Below are 14,049 nucleotides of genomic sequence, written 5' to 3' on the forward strand. Positions count from 1 at the left end.
CATCAGTTTCAGGTTTTCTTTCCTTTTTCTGTCGCCTGATCCAGTGCTGAAATCACAATCCCCGGCGTCAGCACCTGCGGCAGCACCACCGGTTTGCCGCCATCGGCGGGATAGACCACATAGAGCGGTAATCCGCCACGACCAAAGTCGCTAAGCGCCTGCTCAACATCAGGATTGTATTTGGTGGAATCTGCGACCATGTAAATCGTACTGGTGCGCGCCATCGCGGCTTTCACCGCCTGGGTCGACAGCGATGTCCGATCGTTGACCTGGCAGGTAATACACCAGGACGCGGTGAAGTTCACCAGAATGGGCTTGCCCTGACCTTTGATTGCCTCCACGTTTTGCGGCGACCAGGCAACTGCGGCAGCAGCCTCAGAAGCGGCCGCCGTTTCAGCGGGTGCGCTGGCAAAACGATTCAGATTCATCAGCGGCACGACCACCAGCGCCACAAAGAATGCGGTTGCAACATGTAGCATCACATGACGCTGACCCATCATACGGCGTTTCTGCGCCATGCCATACAGCCAGGCAGCGAAACTCAGCAGTAAACAGCAGATCAGGATCGCAGCCAGCGCCGCCGATCCGGCCTGTCGTTCCAGCACCCAGATCAGCCAGCCCACCGCACCCAGCATCGGAAACGCCAGCCCCTGTTTCAGCGTGATCATCCACGCACCGGGCTTAGGCAGGATGCGTGCCAGCAGCGGGAAGAACGAAATCAGGGTGAAGGGTGCAGCAAAACCGAGCGCCAGCGCGACAAAGATCACCAGACTGACCAGCGGAGGCTGGGTCAGGGCATAGCCGACCGCGCTGGCCATGAAAGGGGCGCTGCAGGGCGTGGCGACGATAATCGCCAGCGCGCCGGTCAGGGCGGAGCCGACCAGCCCGCCCCGGTCGCCGCCCATGCCGCCCACGCGCTGTATCGACAGCCCCACTTCAAACAGCCCGAGCAGGTTCAGCGCCGACCCCAGCATCACCAGAATCAGTGCGGCAATAACCAGCGGCGATTGCAGCTGAAATCCCCAGCCGACCGATGCGCCTCCCGCCCTGGCCAGCAGCAGCACGGCGGTCAGGGCAATCATCGTCACCACCACACCCAGCAGAAACGCCAGCCCCTCTGCACGGGCATGACCTGGCGCTTCATGATGGCGGATCAGACTCAGTGCTTTCAGCGAGATCACCGGAAACACGCAGGGCATAAGGTTCAGAATAATGCCGCCGAGAAAGGCGGCTGCAATCGCAGTCAGCATGATTTACCTGCTCAGATGATGAAGTTAAGCCGGATTGGCCTGGCGGTACTGCTTAACGGCGTCCATCGCTTTTTGAATGTGCGTATCCGGATTTTTATCAGTGAAGCTCATCAGGATTTTGCCGTCCGGTGCAATGACGTAAGAGGTGCGGTCTGAGACCTTCTGACCCTTCATCTCCATGGTGCTCTTATATTCTGTCGCGACTTTCGCGCCAGGGTCGGCGGCCACGGTAAATTTGTCGCGGCATTCCAGTTGCGAGAACTTCGCAATCTGATCGGTATTGCCTGCGGTCACACCGATCACTGTCGCCCCCAGCTTTTTAAATTCATCGGTCGCTTCAGCAAAATCGTGCGCTTCGAGCGTACAGCCTGCGCTGAAAGCCGCAGGGAAGAAGTAGAGCACTACCGGACCTTTCTGCAGGGCCTGCTGCAAAGAGAAGGTGGTCGATTTACCGGCCAGCGCGGCATCGAGTTTAAAGTCAGGCGCTTTCTCACCGGCTTCTAAAGCCGCAAAAGCGGAGGTGGCCGGAACACTCAGTGCCAGCAGCGTCGCAACGGCCAGGGTTTTCAGGGTCTTTTTCATTGGCATTACTCTCTCCATTGACGAACAGACGGAGTTGTCTGCTGCCTCTGTTAACAGGTTCGCTTAAAAATGGAAAAAGTTGCGCAGGTTTGAAAATTTTTTACGGATTTTTATCAGGAAGTGAACGTCCGTTTGATTTTCTGGCGGGCCGGAACGGCTGAATCGAGTAAAGCTTGTGGCCGTACACGTCACATAATGCGCCGTTATTATTCCTGATTCTCCAGAGTTTATGTGATTCAGCCCACATTACTACGCCTGAAAACCACAAATTTAGTCTCAGGTGAGCAGGGTCACGGTTCTGAAAGGCTCAATTCAGTAGGTTTTGCTTACAGAATGAAAAAACGATTCAGCTAATGGAGCAAAGGATGAAGATTAAACTGACGTTAACGATGCTGGCGGTTCTGGTTTCTGGCTCAGCAGCTGCGAAAACCTGGGTGCTGACCAGTGCTGAACAGGGCACCGGACAGGGAAACTGGAAGATCACCAGCAGCGAGCTGAAAGCACAGGGTAAGCCGTTCAGCATCGAGCAGAAGGTGCTGCATGGCGGCAAGCAGGAGGGCAGTAAAATTCTGACCATCCACAGTCAGGATGGGCTGACCATTACGCTGAGTCCCACGCGGGGTATGAACCTGTTACGTGTTGAAGGCTTTGGCTCCCGCATGGGCTGGGATTCGCCGGTCAAAGAGGTGGTCAATCCCGCCTATATCAACCTTGAGAGCCGTAACGGTCTGGGCTGGCTGGACGGCTTCAATGAAATGATGGTGCGCTGCGGCTATGAGTGGACCGGCCATCCGGTAACCAGTGAGGGGCGTATTTATACCCTGCACGGTAAAGCAGGCAACACGCCGGTTTCTGAACTGGAAGTGGAAGTGGCCGATGCGGCCCCGCACGAAATCCGCATTCGTGGCCTGATCAAAGAGAGCACCTTCAAGAAAACCGATCTGCAGACTATGACCGAACTGCGCTACGTGCCCGGCAGCAACAGTTTCAGCCTGCATGATGTGTTAACAAATCATGCCGACTATCCGCACGATTATCAGATCATCTACCACAGCAACTTCGGTCAGCCCATCCTGGAAGAGGGCGCCCGTTTTATCGCGCCAATGTCAGGGATCAGCCCGTTCAATGATTACGCCAAAACCGGGCTGAAAGCGTGGCAGACCTATAAAGGGCCGACAAAAGATTTTGATGAGATGGTCTTCAACATCAAGCCGCTCTCTGACAGCAACCATCAGAGTGTGGCTGCGGTCGTCAATAAGGCGGGAAACAGCGGCGCGTCGATTCAGTTTGATACCCGCCAGCTGCCCGTACTGACGCTGTGGAAAAACACCGATACCCTGAAGCAGGGATATGTGACCGGCATCGAACCAGGCACCAGTTATGCTTATCCGGTAACTGTGGAGCGCGAGCAGAAACGCGTGAAGCAGTTACAACCCGGAGCCAGCACACAATTTGATCTGACCTACACGCTGCTGCACAGCAGTGAACAGGTTAATGAGGTGGAAAAACGTATCAGCACCATTCAGGGCGATACAAAAATTGAAGAAAGTGAAACGCCGATAGCGAAAGAGTAAGCCGTACGCTAATCCCGACACCGCCGTGTCGGGATTTTCCGGAACCCCGATTATGTCAGCGTCCGCTGACGATATATAAAAGAGTGACCAGTCTTCCCAGGATTTTGGTTAAAAGCAGATATGCAGGTCTGCGACACAACGTCTGTCAGCCTGAATAAGCAACCCTTCTTAACAGTTAATGTCCACTAAAGTCTTGTCAGGTATTTCCGATAATACTCAGAAGCTATGTTTTCCTGTGCTGCGCCTGGTCCGTGTGATTTTTCCGGTCTGCAGCGGGATCCCGGTGCCGCTCAATGCGTTTAAAGGATTTTCTTGCCTGTATCTGCCTTTGTTTTTATGCGCCGCAATACAGCAATGAAAAATAACGATACATTGCAGTCATCTGCTGAGGTTTTTATGTTCAACATGAATGAAGTCTTCCAGAGAACGATGAAATCTGATGCCGCTGGAATGGTTGATGACATCAGCGCAATTAAAGGTGCGATGGGCTGGGTCGAGTTTTCTCCTCAGGGTCATATTATTAAGGCAAATGACATTTTTCTCGCCATGACGGGCTTCTCCCGGAGTGAAGTGACAGGTCTGCATCACCGGACATTCTGTCAGAGCACCTACACGCAGACACCGGAATACGCCAGTTTCTGGCAGTCATTGTCACAGGGAAACGCGATAAATGGTGTATTCGAACGCTGCAGAAAAGATAAATCCGTTTTTTACATTGGCGGTTCCTATTTCCCGGTCAAAAATAAACATAATGAGGTTGTGCGGGTCATAAAAATCGCGAGTGACATCACGGAAGAACATAAAGAGCTCAAGAGTAAAGAGGCGATTATCAGTGCGATTAACGCCTCAATGGCGTTAATCGAATTTACAACTGAAGGTGAAGTATTAGACGCCAATGACAATTTCCTGAATCTCATGGGCTATCAGCGCAGTGATATTGTCGGCAAACATCACCGGATATTCTGTTTTAATGATTTTTACACGAAAAACCCCGATTTCTGGGCGAAAATCCGCAGTGGACACTCTTTCAGTGGGCGATTCGAAAGGAAAAACGCGGCCGGAGAACGTGTCTGGCTCGAAGCAAACTATACGCCCGTCCTTAACGCTACCGGCACAGTTGATAAAGTGATCAAAATCGCCTCTGACATTACGGTCAGGGTCGAAAATGCACGCAGGATTGCTGACATTGCGGTGACGACTTCTGAAGAAACCTCGCAGATTTCGCATAATGCCAACGATGTGTTAACGGAAACTGTCAAAAATTCTATGCTGGTTTCGGACAAGGTAGAAGCGGCTGTGACGGTGAGTAAAAAGCTCTACGAATCTGCGGTGAACATCAGTGAGATCATCTCAACAATCAGCAGCATTACCTCTCAGACGAATATTCTGGCGCTGAATGCGGCGATTGAAGCCGCGAGGGCAGGCGAAGCGGGCAGAGGATTTGCGGTTGTCGCAGGCGAAGTCAGGCGGCTGGCTGCTTCCACCTCGTCATCGACCCAGAAAATCACCGCAGTCATTGAAGAGAACAACCGGCTTATCAGTAACATGTACCATCAGCTCGACGAGATTAAGGGCATCATCACCCGTGAAAATGACAAAATCACCGAGCTGGGCAGAAGCTTCCAGGAAATTAACAGTGGCGTAAATGCGTTTTCGACCGTCATCCATCAGCTTAATGCTTAGTCGGATCCGCGTTAAGCGCGTCTTTGTGCGAGCACTGCAGCTGCAGATGAAGTGCATCCTGTGAACGAAAAGAGCCAGACACCGTCATTAGCTGCAGGAGGGGCTTTGTCCGCAGCACACTGACCGGTTTCCTGAGAGGCGTGTTAATACTGGCTCAATAGCGTGGTGTCCGGTGCCGTAGCGTTGATGCGGATGCCGTTTGTAAAGAGAAAGGGAGCGGAGCGGCAGCGTGATAAGCCGTCGATAAACTTAATTTAACATAAGATAGATTGTGCGCATTAATAGCCCAGGCTCTCATTGACACCCTCCGCTATGTACCTATGGCTTTTCCGCGACCGCCGCCATAACGGACGCGGAACGTTAACTGAACTACACGCGCGTCAGCCCCTTACTGCGGTGCAATCAGCGCCACATACTTGGTGCCATCGTTGTTGCGCTTGAGTCTCTCCAGCGCCGCCGGAATGTCATCAAAGGTTACCGTTTCTGGCGCTGCGAGATGTAACTCACCATTGCCGACCTGCTTTAGTAGCGTTTCACCGGCCAGACGGAGCTGACTTAAATCCTGTGCTGTTCCGTAGGCATGAATGGATGCGAGTGCGATCTCGTGTAACGAAATACTGGTGGTGAACGCCGGCAGCGGCGCGGTTTCAATTCTGTCCTGAACACAGACGAGATGACCATAATAGCCCAGTAATCCGGCGAGGGAGATCGCGCTCTGCTGGTTTACCGTGTCAAACACCGCGTGCACTGCTTTTTCACCCAGCATGCGACGAAAATCCTCTTTCCAGCCTGACGCTTTGTAGTCAAAAGCCTGAATCACGCCCCGGGCAGAGAGTTTTTCATGATGACGCTCGCTGGCGGTGACATATACCCGGGCGGCGTTGTTAATCAGAAGCTGCGTAATCAGATTCCCCACATAGCCCCCTGCACCGTTAACCAGTACGGTCTGCCCGGCAATATCGGGCAGTTTTTTAATGGCCTGCCAGGCAGTCAGCCCCGGACAGGGAAGCGATGCGGCGGCGGCATCACTGATGTTATCCGGCACGGCAATGACGGCATTCGCCTTAACCACGGTATGGCGTGCAAAACTGCCGTGATAGCGAAGATCGGTATGGTACATCACCCGGCTGCCCTGACGGAGATGCGCAACATTCTTACCGGTCGCGACAATAATCCCCATACCATCGACACCCGGGATCTGGCCCGCCTGCCAGGCAGGAGACAGCCCTTCCATCAGTTTCCAGTCGACGGGATTAAGGCCAACGGCACGATTTTCGACCAACACGTCATCGTCCCCCGGCGCTAATGATTTTTCTTCTTTGCTCAGCTGAAGGGGCGATGGATTGCGATGCCAGGTCCACGCGTCTGTCTTATACATTTATGGTTCCTTTGATTCTGGTCAGAGAAAGAGAGAGGTTTTGGTAAGCAGCCCGCCAGGTCCCCGGTGACAGAGGACAGAGTCGCCCTGCTGACCATTCCGGCTGCAACGCCTCTTCGCGTTACCGCCGGCGGTCTCTGATACTGTTTATAGCTCATCCCGGTTACCGTGCGGAGACAGCCGGAAAACCCGTTTATCGTGCTGCAAGCGCCTTCAGCAATGCCGAGGCGAGCAGATGGTCTGAGAACGGGTTCTGCCCGGTAATCAGTTCGCGATCCATTACCACATGCGGCTGCCAGGCGGCGGCAAAGTTCATGTTCCCGCCCGCCTGCTTCATCGCCCTGGCCGGGTAATAACGAAGCTTTTCGCCTTTTAAAGATGCCTCGAAGATTTTCTCTTCCTCGTCGGCAAAGATGGTCATTTTATAGCCGCGATAGATCCAGTGATCTGCGCTGACGTCTCTGTTTGCCACCAACCCCTGCTCATAGCCCTGCGGATCATCCTGCGCGGCAAGGAGAGTGATCGGGCCGTGACAGATGGCTGCGGTTGGCTTTCCTGTCCGATGGAAATCACGAAGCAGTCTGCCGACCTCCGGATTATTCGAGAGGTCAATCAACGGCGCATGACCACCGGGAATAAAGAGCGCGTCATAGTTACCCAGTCCGGCAGCCAGAACGGTTTTCAGCGATTTCACCTGGTCGGCCTGCGTCAGCGCACTGACCACGCCCTCAATCCGGTGCATCTCGTTAACATCGCCGCCAAAGTACAGCGCATCGCGTGAACGCTGGTCGGCACGTGGCTGAGCGCCATCCGGGGTGACGACCGTTAAATGATAGCCTGCCCGGATCAGCGCATCGGCAGGCACGCCAAATTCATTCAGATAATAGCCCGAGGGGAACGTCTTGTTATTCTGCAGCGGTAATTCTGTTTTACCTGAGAGCAAAACCAGTACTTCGCCCTTGCTGGCCGCAAAGGCGGTTGCACTGGTTACCAGCAGCATAAGCGCCAGCGTTTTGAAAATTTTTTTCATTTTAACCTTTCATTACGGGTCTGCGATGTGTGGTGTTGCGGTGAGGGTCACCGTCGAAGTCACTCTATTGAATCGGTTAAAGATGATAAAGTGCCCTTCAGGTAATTGACTTGTTACACAGGTGAACAAATGAGAAGCTTCGATCCCGTTCAGCTGGGCAGTATCGAACTCTTCTGCAGAGCGGCCGAGCTGCACAGTTTTACCGCTGCCGCAGAGCTGCTGGGCCTGACGCCCGCGTCGGTCAGTCGATCGATCAGCCGTCTCGAAGCCCGGCTAGGCGTGCGGCTTTTTGCCAGAACGACACGAAACATCAGGCTGACAAACGAAGGTGAGATCTACTACAGGCAGTGTCAGCAGGCGCTGGAGCAGATTTCAGAAGCCGAACGGGTCATTACCGGCACGCAGAAGATCCCCAGCGGGCGCCTGCGGGTGAGCGTCGGCACGCCTTACGCGCATCATCGTCTTCTTCCCCTGCTCCCACGCTTTCAGGCAGAGCATCCGCAGATCGAACTCGATATCAGTATTGCCAACCGGGTCATCGATTTCGTGGACGAAGGGTTCGATCTCGCTATTCGTCTGGGGACGCTAAAGGATTCCAGCCTGATTGCGCACAAACTGGAGGACGCGACGCTGGGGATTTTTGCCTCACCGGATTATCTGCGTCGCCGGGGCCGACCCGTCACGCTCGGCGATCTGGACCAACACGACTGCATCAGGTTTATTCTGCCCAGCTCGGGCAAACCGATGCCGTGGGAATTTCGCGATGAAAACGGGCAGCCTGTCGATATTAACGTCAGAAGTCCCTGCAGCGTCTCTGACGATGTTCTGGGCGCGGTCAGCTGGGCGGTGGCGGGAGGCGGGCTGTTCCAGTTTTATCACTTCATCGCCGAATCTGCCCTCTACAGAAACGCCCTGACCGAAGTCCTGCAGAACTATGGCGGGCGCTCGCGGCAGTTCTCAATACTCTACCCACAGAACCGGCATCTCTCCGCCAGGGTCCGGGCCTTTGTCGATTTCCTCCGGCGCGCAATCCCCGGCGCACAGCCACAGGAGTAACACGTGCGCGCTGACCGCGGTCGGCGCGCATCGGTGCAAGTTAGAGTCTGCCGTAAAAAGTCATCCGCGCAGTTTCCGACAGCGCGATACCGGGCTGCGTATTGTAAGCCAGCACGGCCAGCATTCGCGTTACCTCACCCTCTGTCGGCGTAACGCGATGCAGGGCGTTGCGGCCACGAAACAGCACCAGATCGCCGGCATCGATCGCCAGCGCACTAACCGGCTGGCGTGCATCCAGCACCGCGCTGACGCCGTCAAAATTCATCTCACCCGCATCGGCATCACGCAGATCGTTGACATACTGAAATACCCCACCCGCCAGCGGCTTCTGCACCAGTAAAGTGATAGCAAAGGAGGAGTTGTCGAAGTGCCAGCCCAGCTCCTGGCCATCAGACGCATAGTGCAGGTTGATTGACGAGAGCGGATCGGCATAAGGATAGAGCGCCGCTTCACCCAGCACATCGCACAGGAAGCTTTTAAACAGCGCATCATTGTAGAGCTGGCGCAGCGGCGACCCGGCAGCAATAACATCATCGGTGATACAGCCTTTGGTGCTGACCACTTCCCGGTTTCGCGGATGGGCATCGCTGAACGCCGCATCCGGCTTCATCAGATAGACGTTATGTCTGCTGCGGGTGTGATAAGCCAGATGACGCTGTGCGTTCCCCTCTTCGATGATCGCCGCCAGCGCCTGAGGCTGTAAAAACTGACGCAGAACCAGCGCGCCTGTGTGGTTTAACGCTTCACGGCAGCGTTGACGCCAGCCGTGATCGGTCAGCGGATGGAGATCGAGACGAACCAGTGCATCGCTCATAGCATCATTTCTCATTATCAGCAGGTGTGGTGTTACTCTATCTTTCGTCCGCGAAGCGATGTAACGATAAAAATTTACTGCTCTCATAAGGAAGCGTTAATGCCAGCCAGATTACCCAGGTTGCCAAAAATCAGCGTGATACACGCCTTCAAAGTTGCTGCCGAGATGGGCAGCCTGGCCAAAGCAGCCGCCCAGCTGGCGCTGACGCCAGCGGCAGTCAGCCAGCAGATCCGCCAGCTGGAGGAGCAGCTCGGCAGCGCCCTGTTTCTGCGCACGCAGAGTGGCGTGGTGCTGACCGAAACCGGAAAAGAGTATCTGCGCTACGTTACCGAAGCCTTTGATATTCTGCATCTCGGCCAGCAGAACATTCGCGATGCGGTTCGTGCGCCAAAACTGACGATCTATGCCCTGCCGGCGCTGGCGTCAAACTGGATCATGCCCCGGCTGGCGAGCTGGCGGGAGCGATGCCCGGATGTCGATCTGGCGCTGCACGGCACGCATGCGCAGGTCGATTTTCAGGCGATGCCGGTGGATTTTGTCCTCTGTTTTGGCGACGATCGTTACCCGCAGCTCGAAAAACAGTGGCTGTTTCATGACGAGGTGCTGCCGGTCGCCAGCCCTGCGTTGCTGGCGCGTTTTACCACGGAGGCGATCTTCAGCCATGCGCCGCTAATCCATCTGGACTGGGGACATGAGGGCCGTTTTTTGCCGGACTGGCGCAGCTGGTTTCAGGCCAGAGGCATGGACGAGCCGCTGCCGCAGCCGGGTTTCAGTTTCAATCTTACCTCGCTGGCAATTGACGCGGCCGTCGCAGGCGCCGGACTGCTGCTCGGACAGCGACGCCTGATCGCGCCGCAACTGGCGCGCGGCGAACTGGTCGTGGCAGACCCACTCAGTCTGCCGTTAAGCAAACCCTATTACCTCGCCTGGCCGCCACGCACGCGGGAACGTTCAGGCAGTGCGGCGATGATCGACTGGCTGGGCAGCCTGGCCGGAAAAGCATCATCGTGATGCCCTGCGCCCGCCGCTTGCTTCTGGCGGGTTCAGGGTGATAACGTGACCCTGTCACGCTGCGTTACACATTATCCTCAATAATCACCGCTACCCGCTGCCCTGCACGCACTGCGCCGCCCGGCTGCACGTTCAACTGCCGGACGATGCCGTCACACGGCGCGATTAACGGAATCTCCATTTTCATCGACTCCAGCACGACCAGAATGTCTCCCGCCCGCACCCGGCTGCCCGCCGTAGCCTGCACCTGCCATAGATTGCCGGAGATCGGGCTCTCGACACCCTGCTCGCCTGGCTGTAGCGGCATCTCGCCGCCCTCTTCGGCTATTGCCTCCTGACTGTCGAAATGGGCCTGTCCGCTGGCGATCCAGCGGTCGCGCTCCGCGTTAAACGCGCTCTGCTGATGCTGGCGGAAGGCGTCGATACTCTCTGCTTCGCGGGCGAGAAAAGCCTGATATTCGGCAAGCCGCAGCGTACAGTGTTCGATCTGCAGCGGAGAGCGACCGAGCGGAAAATCGCGACGGATCTGCAGCAGCTCACTGGCCGAAACCGGATAAAACCGAATCTGGTCGAAAAACCGCAGCAGCCAGGGTTTGCCATCGAAGTCAGCGACCTGATGATAGCGATTCCACATCTGCAGCGTACGCCCGACAAACTGATAGCCACCCGGCCCCTCCATGCCATACACACACAGATAGGCGCCGCCGATACCCACCGAGTTTTCCGCTGTCCAGGTGCGGGCCGGATTATATTTGGTGGTGACCAGCCGATGACGGGGATCCAGCGGCGTGGCAACGGGCGCGCCCAGATAGACATCGCCCAGCCCCATCACCAGATAGCGGGCATCAAAAACGGTGTTCCAGACCGCCTGTTTATCTGGCAGATCGTTAATACGGCGGATAAATTCCAGATTGTCCGGGCACCAGGGTGCGTCCCGACGCACGGTAGTCATATATTTCTCTACAGCCTGCTGACAGGCGGGATCGTCCCAGGAGAGGGGCAGATGCACGACGCGCGAGGGCACCTGAAGATCGTCACTCAGGCAGACTTTCTCCCATTCCCCACGCACCCAGGTCAGCAGCGTTTCCGGCATCAGGGTTTCCGGCCGGAAGTGAATCTGCAGCGAGCGAATGCCGGGGGTGATATCGATAATCCCATCGCGGGCTTGTGCCTCCAGCGCCTGCATCAGCGCGTGGATACGGAAACGCAGCACCAGATCCAGCTCCGGCTCGCCCGCTTCCAGTAGCAGATGAGTATCGCCGGAGAGACGGGCCACCAGACGCTTATCTGCCTCACCGTAACTCATCACCACAGGCGACGTCAGCGGCGCAGGCTGCCAGTGTGTTTCCTGCGGCTGCAGCGTGACCAGTTCCCGGTGACGGGCGATGGCCAGCTGCCGGGCGACAGGGATATCCACGGCCACAAACTGTACTTTATCGCCCGCTTTGAGCTGACCCACCTGCCACAGATCAGCCTCGATAACCGTGACCGGGCAGACAAACCCGCCGAGGCTTGGCCCATCCGGCCCCAGGATTACCGGCATGTCACCCGTGAAATCGACCGCGCCGATGGCGTAGGGATTGTCATGAATGTTTGAGGGGTGCAGCCCGGCCTCCCCGCCACTGTCGCGGGTCCAGATTGGCTTGGGGCCAATCAGACGCACGCCGGTGCGGCTGGAGTTAAAGTGAACCTCCCAGTGCGTGGCAAAGAACGTCTCTATGTAGTCTGGCGCAAAGAATTCCGGCGCACCGTGTGGGCCATAGATCACGCGCAGCGTCCGCAGCGCGCCGGGACGGGTGCGGAGTGCAGGAGGCAGTTCCGCCCCGGTCGCGCACGTGGCTCGGGGGGCCAGATGTAGCACATCACCGCTGCGCAGCGCCCGTCCGGCGTGTCCGCCAAACTGACCGAGCGTAAAGGTGCTTTTGCTGCCCAGATAGTCCGGCACCTGAATACCGCCGCTCAGGCAGAGATAGCTTCTGACACCCGCGCCGGTAATCGCACCCAGCTTCAGGGTCGCACCGGACATAATGGTGAAAACGGTGTCCATCGGCTGCGCGATCCCGTCCAGCGTGACGCTGAGCGGTGCACCGCAGACTACCGCCTCAATTGCTGTGTTGAATCTGAGGGCAGGTCCGTTAAGGGTGATCTCCAGCGCGGCATCCCCTTCACGATTGCCCAGCAGACGGTTGCCCGCCCGCAGGGCGCGATCGTCCATCGGGCCCGATGGCGGCACACCGACCGCCCAGTAACCCAGACGGCCCGGATAGTCCTGAACGCTGGTCTGCGTGCCCGCACTGATCACTTCAAAGGTCGCCGCCTGATAACGGAGCTGCTCCAGGCAGCGCGTCCAGGGCTCGCCGGAGGTAAAGGGTTCGAAAGCCAGAATCTGCTGCAGATAGCGGCGGTTGGTTTCAACGCCATAGAGACGGGTTTCCGCCAGCGCCTGCGTCAGGGTGGCGATGGCCTCGTCGCGGGAGGGCCGCCAGGCGATCGCTTTTGCCAGCATCGGGTCGAAGAAGGGCGGCACCTCACACCCCGCTTCCACCCAGCGGTCGATTCGCAGGGTCTGATCCCTGCTTTCCGGGAAAAAAACGTCGGTCAGCAGCCCTGGCGACGGCTGGAACTGCCGCCCCGGATCTTCCGCATAGAGGCGCGCCTGCACCGCATGGCCCTGCGGCGTCAGCGTGGCAGCCAGCGTGCGGAGTGCAGGGAGTTCGCCCGCGGCCAGCGCGATCATCCACTGCACCAGATCCACACTCCACACCTGCTCCGTGACGCCATGTTCAACCTGCAGCCGGGTATTGACCTCCAGAAAATAAAACTGCTGCGCCGTGCTGTCATAGACAAACTCGACGGTACCTGCGCTGCGGTAGCTCACCGCTTTTCCCAGCGCGATGGCGGCCTGGCAGAGCGCCTCCGCCATACCGGCTGGCAGGTTCGGCGCCGGGGTCTCTTCGATGACTTTCTGGTTTCGCCGCTGCACCGAGCAGTCACGCACGCCCAGCGCGATCACCTCACCCTTGCCGTCGCCGAAGATTTGCACTTCGAGATGGCGGGCGCGCTCAATATATTTTTCCAGAAATACCCCGGCGTCGCTGAAGTTGTTCTGACCCAGTCGGCGCACCGTTTCAAACGCCTCAGTCAGCGCCTGTGCATCACGACAGACGCGCATCCCGATGCCGCCGCCGCCCGCCGTACTCTTCAGCATCACCGGATAGCCGACCTCTTCCGCTGCGCGACAGGCCTCGTCAATATCTGCCAGCAGTTCGCTGCCTTCCAGCAGCGGCACGCCCTGAGCTTTTGCCAGCGCACGGGCGGTATGTTTCAGGCCGAAGGTTCGCAGCTGCGACGGCGTGGGGCCGACAAAAACCAGCCCCGCCGCCTCGCACGCTTCGGCAAATGCGGCGTTCTCTGACAGAAATCCGTAGCCGGGATGGATGGCCGTTGCCCCGCTTTGCCGGGCGGCAGCGATGATTTTTTCGCTCACCAGATAGGTGTCCGTTGCGGGTCCGTCACCAAGGCTGATCGCCCTGTCCGCTTCACGCACATGTAAGCTGCTCAGATCGGCCTCGGCGTAAACGGCCACGCCTTTTACCTGCATAGTACGCAGCGTGCGCAGAATGCGGCAGGCGATCGCGCCGCGGTTAGCAATCAGTAAGGTATCAAACATA

10 protein-coding genes are annotated in these 14,049 nt (G+C 57.0%); 4 read left to right on the forward strand and 6 right to left on the reverse strand.

What is annotated here, in order from left to right; translation table 11 throughout:
• Positions 1–8: 8 nt before the first annotated feature.
• A complete protein-coding gene (locus ACLHDD_RS19630; RefSeq protein ID WP_427105504.1) occupies positions 9–1,250 on the reverse strand; it encodes a protein-disulfide reductase DsbD family protein in 1,242 nt (413 codons plus the stop codon).
• 24 nt (positions 1,251–1,274) lie between these two features.
• Positions 1,275–1,838 (reverse strand): peroxiredoxin, encoded by a 564-nt coding sequence (locus tag ACLHDD_RS19635; protein WP_427105505.1) that lies wholly within the window; start codon positions 1,836–1,838, stop codon positions 1,275–1,277.
• Positions 1,839–2,197: 359 nt separating this feature from the next.
• On the opposite strand from ACLHDD_RS19635, the gene ACLHDD_RS19640 reads away from it, so the two are divergent.
• Both ACLHDD_RS19640 and ACLHDD_RS19645 read left to right on the forward strand, forming a co-directional pair.
• Entirely contained in the window at positions 2,198–3,406 is a 1,209-nt protein-coding gene (locus ACLHDD_RS19640) for an aldose 1-epimerase family protein (protein ID WP_427105506.1), read from the forward strand.
• A 396-nt stretch (positions 3,407–3,802) separates the two neighbouring features.
• Entirely contained in the window at positions 3,803–5,089 is a 1,287-nt protein-coding gene (locus ACLHDD_RS19645; RefSeq protein ID WP_427105655.1) for a methyl-accepting chemotaxis protein, read from the forward strand.
• A 388-nt stretch (positions 5,090–5,477) separates the two neighbouring features.
• Here the strand turns inward: ACLHDD_RS19645 and ACLHDD_RS19650 are convergent, their stop codons facing one another.
• Positions 5,478–6,467, reverse strand: coding sequence for a zinc-binding dehydrogenase (locus tag ACLHDD_RS19650; protein WP_427105507.1), 990 nt, complete (start codon positions 6,465–6,467; stop codon positions 5,478–5,480).
• A 193-nt stretch (positions 6,468–6,660) separates the two neighbouring features.
• Entirely contained in the window at positions 6,661–7,497 is an 837-nt protein-coding gene (locus tag ACLHDD_RS19655) for a type 1 glutamine amidotransferase domain-containing protein (protein WP_427105508.1), read from the reverse strand.
• 129 nt (positions 7,498–7,626) lie between these two features.
• On the opposite strand from ACLHDD_RS19655, the gene ACLHDD_RS19660 reads away from it, so the two are divergent.
• Positions 7,627–8,553: a LysR substrate-binding domain-containing protein gene (locus ACLHDD_RS19660; protein ID WP_427105509.1), complete on the forward strand. Its 927-nt coding sequence runs from the start codon at positions 7,627–7,629 to the stop codon at positions 8,551–8,553.
• Between the two features lie 40 nt (positions 8,554–8,593).
• On the opposite strand, the gene ACLHDD_RS19665 is transcribed toward ACLHDD_RS19660, so the two are convergent.
• Complete coding sequence (locus ACLHDD_RS19665) at positions 8,594–9,367, reverse strand: HalD/BesD family halogenase (protein WP_427105510.1); 774 nt, start codon at positions 9,365–9,367, stop codon at positions 8,594–8,596.
• Positions 9,368–9,466: 99 nt separating this feature from the next.
• Here ACLHDD_RS19665 and ACLHDD_RS19670 point away from each other — a divergent pair, with 99 nt between their 5' ends.
• Positions 9,467–10,378, forward strand: coding sequence for a LysR substrate-binding domain-containing protein (locus ACLHDD_RS19670; protein ID WP_427105511.1), 912 nt, complete (start codon positions 9,467–9,469; stop codon positions 10,376–10,378).
• Positions 10,379–10,442: 64 nt separating this feature from the next.
• Here ACLHDD_RS19670 and uca read toward each other — a convergent pair whose 3' ends face one another.
• Positions 10,443–14,048: an urea carboxylase gene (gene uca, locus ACLHDD_RS19675; RefSeq protein ID WP_427105512.1), complete on the reverse strand. Its 3,606-nt coding sequence runs from the start codon at positions 14,046–14,048 to the stop codon at positions 10,443–10,445.
• Between the last annotated feature and the right edge of the window lies 1 nt (position 14,049).

Origin of the sequence: Pantoea sp. NSTU24 (assembly GCF_050157905.1) — a bacterium.
GTDB lineage: Bacteria > Pseudomonadota > Gammaproteobacteria > Enterobacterales > Enterobacteriaceae > Pantoea.

Bases quoted from the DNA above. Each gene is read 5' to 3' on its own strand.
- ACLHDD_RS19630 (WP_427105504.1), bottom strand. From the start codon at position 1,250: ATGCTGACTGCGATTGCAGCCGCCTTTCTCGGCGGCATTATTCTGAAC.
- ACLHDD_RS19635 (WP_427105505.1), bottom strand. From the start codon at position 1,838: ATGCCAATGAAAAAGACCCTGAAAACCCTGGCCGTTGCGACGCTGCTG.
- ACLHDD_RS19640 (WP_427105506.1), top strand. From the start codon at position 2,198: ATGAAGATTAAACTGACGTTAACGATGCTGGCGGTTCTGGTTTCTGGC.
- ACLHDD_RS19645 (WP_427105655.1), top strand. From the start codon at position 3,803: ATGTTCAACATGAATGAAGTCTTCCAGAGAACGATGAAATCTGATGCC.
- ACLHDD_RS19650 (WP_427105507.1), bottom strand. From the start codon at position 6,467: ATGTATAAGACAGACGCGTGGACCTGGCATCGCAATCCATCGCCCCTT.
- ACLHDD_RS19655 (WP_427105508.1), bottom strand. From the start codon at position 7,497: ATGAAAAAAATTTTCAAAACGCTGGCGCTTATGCTGCTGGTAACCAGT.
- ACLHDD_RS19660 (WP_427105509.1), top strand. From the start codon at position 7,627: ATGAGAAGCTTCGATCCCGTTCAGCTGGGCAGTATCGAACTCTTCTGC.
- ACLHDD_RS19665 (WP_427105510.1), bottom strand. From the start codon at position 9,367: ATGAGCGATGCACTGGTTCGTCTCGATCTCCATCCGCTGACCGATCAC.
- ACLHDD_RS19670 (WP_427105511.1), top strand. From the start codon at position 9,467: ATGCCAGCCAGATTACCCAGGTTGCCAAAAATCAGCGTGATACACGCC.
- uca (WP_427105512.1), bottom strand. From the start codon at position 14,048: ATGTTTGATACCTTACTGATTGCTAACCGCGGCGCGATCGCCTGCCGC.